Genomic DNA, 5,533 nt, shown 5'->3' on the forward strand with positions numbered 1-5,533 from the left:
AACCAGGAATGCTGCCAACTCGTGTGCCATCCTCGATGACGTCATGACGACCCCCCGTCAGCGGTATCTCCGCATCACCAAGATTACGAAGTATCGGTTGATACGGCATCCATCTGAAGGATGATGTTCCCCAACCGTGACGAGTCGTTCAGCGGCGCTTCAACCACGCGAAACGCGAGCCGCGTACCACCGGCACCGACTGGGTGATCACGGCGTCGACGACCATCGACCCGTCGGTGGGCCCGACGATCGCGATGGCCGAGGTCTCGGTCGCCTCGAGCGGCTCGACGGGCATGGCCCCGAGCGCGCGGTGCGCGCGGATGTAGGCGGGCACGAGCAGCACGATCGCGCCGAGCCAGGCGAGCGGGTTGCTGAGCGCGACACCGGCGAATCCGATGAGCGCACCGAGCACCACCGCGGCTCCCACGCGCATCACCAGCTCGATCACGCCGGTGACAGTGGGCACCAGCGTGTGCCCCAGCCCCTGCAGCGCGCCGCGGAGCACGAAGAGGATGCCGAGCATCCAGTAGCCGCAGCCGTTGATGATGAGCATGAGGTGCGCGAGCTCGACGACGTCGTCGGATCCCTCGCCGATGAACAGACGCACCATCGGGGCGCCGAAGGCGATGATGATCACACCGAGCAGTGCCCCCGTGATGACCGCCATCCAGGTGCCCTCGATGACACCGCGGCGGATGCGGTCGGGGCGGCGTCCGCCGAGGTTCTGCGCCGCGTACATCGACGCCGCGAGACCGAGCGACGAGAGGAACGCCACGGCGAGCCCGTCGACGCGGGATGCCGTCGTGTAGGCGGCGACCGCATCGGAACCGAGCGTGTTCAGCGCCACCTGCACGGCCAGAGTGCCGATCGCGATGATCGAGGCCTGGAATCCCATCGGCAGACCGAGGCGCAGATGCTCGCGGATGTCGTCGCGGGTGACCTGCCAGTCGACGCGGCGCAGGTGCAGGATCGGCAGACGGCGGCGGACGAACTCGAGGCACAGGATCACGGACACCGCCTGGGCGACGACGGTCGCGATGGCAGCACCGCCGACCCCCCACTCGAGCGGGCCGACCATGAGGATCACCAGGCCGACGTTCAGGACGCACGACACGGTGAGGAAGATCAGCGGCGTGCGGGAGTCGCCGATCGCGCGGATGATCGCGGAGAGATAGTTGAAGAACATCGTCGCGCTCGCGCCGATGAAGCTGATCTGCGTGAAGATCGTCGCCTCGGTCATGAGCTCCGACGGCGTCTGCAGCAGCTCGAGTACCGGGCGCGCGATCAGCGGCGCGGCGATCGTCAGGACGACGCTCGTGATGCCGGTCAGGATCACGCCCGTCGCGACCGAGCGGCGAACACCCGCGGCATCGCCGGCGCCGAACGCCTGTGCGATCGGGATCGCGAAACCGCTCGTGAGACCCCAGGCGAAGCCGATGAGCAGGAAGAGCAGACTTCCCGTCGCACCGACGGCGGCGAGGGACTGGACGCCGAGGTGTCGTCCGACGACGACGGCGTCGGCGAACTGGTACATCTGCTGCACGACGTTGCCGAGCAGCAGGGGGATCGAGAACGAGAGGATGACACGCCACGGGCGGCCCGTGGTGAGGGAGGTGGCCATGGGGGAAGCGGCTCGCAGAAACTCGGGGCGGGATCGGGGGGAGGGTTCCAGGATATCGAATCGATTCGGTTAACCGGTAGAGCCGATCGGGAAGTACGGTCGGAAGGATGCCGCAGCGGGTCGCGGCACGGACACCGGAGGTTCGATCGATGACCACAGAGAAGACCGGAGATGCCGTCGGGGTGGGCGGAACCGCGGACGGAGACGAGCAGCACCTCAAGCGGGCGCTGAGCAACCGCCACATCCAGCTGCTCGCGATCGGCGGAGCGATCGGCACCGGCCTCTTCATGGGCAGCGGCAAGACGATCTCGGTCGCCGGCCCCTCGGTGATCTTCGTCTACATGATCATCGGCTTCATGCTCTTCTTCGTCATGCGGGCGATGGGCGAGCTGCTGCTGTCGAATCTCAAATACAAGTCGTTCAGCGATTTCGCGAGCGACCTGCTCGGCCCCTGGGCCGGGTTCTTCACCGGCTGGACCTATTGGTTCTGCTGGGTCGTCACCGGAGTCGCCGACGTGATCGCGATCGCCGGCTACACGGATGCGCTGTTCCCCGGCATCCCGTTGTGGATCCCGGGCCTGCTCGTGATCCTGATCCTGCTCGCGCTGAACCTTCCCACGGTCGCCGCCTTCGGCGAGATGGAGTTCTGGTTCGCGCTGATCAAGATCGTCGCGATCGTCGCTCTCATCATCACGGGTCTCGTGATGATCATCACCGGCTTCCAGCACGACGCGGGCACCGCCAGCTTCGCGAACCTGTGGTCGCACGGCGGCATGTTCCCGCACGGTTTCATGGGCTTCGTGGCCGGCTTCCAGATCGCCGTCTTCGCGTTCGTGGGCGTCGAGCTCGTCGGCACCGCGGCCGCCGAGACCAAGGATCCCGAGAAGAACCTGCCCAAGGCGATCAACGCGATCCCGATCCGCATCCTGCTCTTCTACGTCGGCGCGCTCGTCATCCTCATGGCGGTCACCCCGTGGACCGAGTACGTCGCCGGCGAGAGCCCCTTCATCGCGATGTTCGCCCTCGCGGGCCTCGGCATCGCGGCGACCGTCGTGAACCTCGTCGTGCTGACCTCGGCGATGTCGAGCGCGAACTCGGGCATCTACTCGACCTCGCGCATGGTGTTCGGCCTCGCACAGGACGGCGACGCCCCGCGCATCTTCGGCCGCCTGTCGAAGCGCCGCGTGCCGCAGAACGCGCTGTTCCTGTCGTGCATCCTGCTGCTCTCGGGCGTCGTGCTGCTCTACGCGGGCGAGGACATCGGCACGGCGTTCGACATGGTCACGACGGTCTCGGCCGTGTGCTTCATGTTCGTCTGGACGATCTTCCTCTGCAGCTACCTCGTCTACCGTCGCCGGCGCCCCGAGAAGGTCGCGGCCTCGACCTTCCGGATGCCGGGCGGCATCGCCATGGTCTACGTGGTGCTCGCGTTCTTCGTGTTCATCCTGTGGGCGCTGACGACCCAGCCCGACACCCTGACCGCCCTGCTGGTGACGCCGATCTGGTTCGTGCTGCTGCTCGTGGCGTGGATGTTCGTGCGCAGGTCGCAGAACCATCTGACGCGGCACGCGAAGCACATCGCGTACCTGCGCGACGAGTCCGCCGAGTAGGGCAGGGAGGTTCCGACAGGCCCTCCCTCGTCCGTGCACACCGGCGTAGCGTCAGGCACAACGAAAGGACACCTGATGCACACTCGCACACTCGGACAGGGCCTCGAAGTCTCCGCTGTCGGCCTCGGCTGCATGGGCATGTCGCAGAGCTACGGCCCGAACCCCGGCACGCGCGACGAGATGATCGCCGTGCTGCGGTCGGCGCTCGACCTCGGCGTGACGTTCTTCGACACCGCGGAGGTCTACGGCCCCTACGTCAATGAGGAGCTCGTCGGTGAGGCCCTCGAGCCGATCCGCGATCAGGTCGTGATCGCGACGAAGTTCGGCTGGCGCATCGAAGACGGCAAGAGCGTCGGCCTGAACAGTCGTCCCGAGCAGATCCGTCGCGTCGCCGACGAGTCGCTGCGGCGCCTGCGCACCGATGTGATCGACCTGTTCTACCAGCACCGCGTCGACCCCGATGTGCCGATCGAAGATGTGGCGGGCACCGTGGCCGAGCTGATCGCCGAGGGCAAGGTGCGGCACTTCGGACTCTCCGAGGCATCCGCCGCCACCATCCGCCGGGCGCACGCCGTGCAGCCGGTCACGGCCCTGCAGAGCGAGTACTCGCTGTGGACGCGCGACCCCGAGTCCGAGGTGTTGCCGGTGCTCGCCGAGCTCGGCATCGGCTTCGTGCCGTTCAGCCCTCTCGGCAAGGGCTTCCTCACGGGCACGGTCGACCGGAGCACCTCGTTCAGCGAGGGCGACATCCGCGGCACGATCCCGCGCTTCAGCGAGGAGAACCGCTCGGCGAACGAGGCGCTGGTCGCACACGTGGCGGACCTCGCCGCGTCGAAAGACGCCTCGCCCGGCCAGATCGCCCTCGCGTGGCTGCTCGCCCGGGAGCCGTGGATCGTGCCGATTCCGGGCACGCGACGCACCTCGCGCATCGCCGAGAACGCGGGTTCGGCGACGGTTCCACTGTCGGCCGACGAGGTCGCCGATCTCGACCAGCTCGCGGCGCGCGTCGGTGTGCAGGGCGATCGGTACAACCCGCAGCAGATGTCGTTCGTCGACAAGTGAGCCGGTGCGCGGCTGGGTAGTCTGCGCGGCTGGGTAGTCTGAGGCGGATGACCTCCGCCCGCAGCTACCCGGCCACGATCGCCGCCCCGGTGCAGAACGAGATCGTCATCAAGAAGTCACGGTTCATCGCCTCCGTCGAGCCGGTCACCTCCGTCGAGGATGCGGATGCGGTGATCGCCCGGGTCCGCAAGCAGTGGTGGGATGCGCGGCACAACTGCACCGCGATGGTGACGGGTCTTCTCGGCGACCAGGCGCGGTCATCCGATGACGGCGAGCCCTCGGGCACCGCGGGGGTGCCGATGCTCGAGGTGCTGCGGCGGCGCGAGCTGACCGATGTCGTGGCGGTCGTGACCCGCTACTTCGGCGGCGTGAAGCTCGGGGCCGGTGGGCTGGTGCGCGCCTACTCGACCGCCGTGTCCGAGGCGCTCGACCTCGCGGTACTCGTGCGTCGGCAAGCGCTCACGCAGGTCACGGTCGACGTCTCCCACGCCGATGCCGGACGCTACGACAACCTGCTGCGCGACTGGGCTGCACACCACGGGGCCACCCTCGGCGACGCCCGCTACGGCGCGGTCGCGACCCTCGAGGTCTGGGTGCCCGCACACCGGCTCGCCCGACTCGACGACGACATCGCCGCGGCATCCGCCGGCTCCGTCTCACCTGTGCGGGGCGAGGAGCGCATCGTCGACGTTCCCGCCTGACCCATAAGCTGCGGCGGATATCCTGGATGCCGCGGTCGCGGAAGGAGAGCGATGTTCGACAGTCCGCTCTCGGCCTCTGCGTACGAGATCCTCGGCGTGGACGCCGGGGTCGACGACGCCGAGCTGCGCCGCGCATACCGCCTCAGGTTGCGGCAGACGCACCCCGACACGGGCGGCGACGCGGCGGTCTTCATCCAGGTGCAGCGCGCCTGGGAGCTGGTCGGCACCCCCGAGGACCGCGCGGCCTACGATCGTCGCAGCGGGGTGCATCCCGGCATCCAGACCGACTCCGCGTCGAGCGGATGGCGACCGCAGACCGCCACGCGCACCGACACCCGGCCCCGCGCCCGCTCCTACGGGCATCCCGGCGGATGGCGCCGCGAGCGCTACCTGGTGCTGATCCGCGAGTGGGCCGGCCGCGGCGTCGAGGTACCCGATCCGTACGACCCCGCGCTGGTGCGCTCCGCTCCGCGGGATCTGCGCCGTCTGCTCGCCGACGCCCTCGCCGAAGAGGCGACCGCGCGCACCGTGAGCGCGCT

General features: G+C 68.5%; 5 protein-coding genes. 4 read left to right on the forward strand and 1 reads right to left on the reverse strand.

All coding sequences use genetic code 11. The annotated features are described in order from the left end of the window. Positions 1 to 148 precede the first annotated feature (148 nt). The gene (locus tag RTM68_RS05920) at positions 149 to 1,621 is read right to left on the reverse strand and encodes an MATE family efflux transporter (RefSeq protein WP_312169221.1); all 1,473 of its coding nucleotides are present in this window, start codon (positions 1,619 to 1,621) and stop codon (positions 149 to 151) included. A 149-nt stretch (positions 1,622 to 1,770) separates the two neighbouring features. Between RTM68_RS05920 and cycA the strand changes: the two genes are divergently transcribed. From cycA to RTM68_RS05940, 4 genes are all read left to right on the forward strand, one after another. Continuing rightward, the gene (gene cycA / locus RTM68_RS05925) at positions 1,771 to 3,231 is read left to right on the forward strand and encodes a D-serine/D-alanine/glycine transporter (protein WP_312169223.1); all 1,461 of its coding nucleotides are present in this window, start codon (positions 1,771 to 1,773) and stop codon (positions 3,229 to 3,231) included. A gap of 75 nt (positions 3,232 to 3,306) precedes the next feature. Continuing rightward, positions 3,307 to 4,293, forward strand: a complete 987-nt coding sequence (locus RTM68_RS05930) for an aldo/keto reductase (RefSeq protein ID WP_312169225.1) — start codon at positions 3,307 to 3,309, stop codon at positions 4,291 to 4,293. Between the two features lie 47 nt (positions 4,294 to 4,340). Further along, positions 4,341 to 4,994, forward strand: coding sequence for a YigZ family protein (locus tag RTM68_RS05935; RefSeq protein ID WP_312169227.1), 654 nt, complete (start codon positions 4,341 to 4,343; stop codon positions 4,992 to 4,994). A 51-nt stretch (positions 4,995 to 5,045) separates the two neighbouring features. Continuing rightward, a partial coding sequence (locus RTM68_RS05940) for a DnaJ domain-containing protein (RefSeq protein WP_312169251.1) occupies positions 5,046 to 5,533 on the forward strand: 488 nt, incomplete at its 3' end.

The sequence above is a fragment of the Microbacterium sp. genome, assembly GCF_031988965.1.
Taxonomy (GTDB): Bacteria; Actinomycetota; Actinomycetes; order Actinomycetales; family Microbacteriaceae; genus Microbacterium.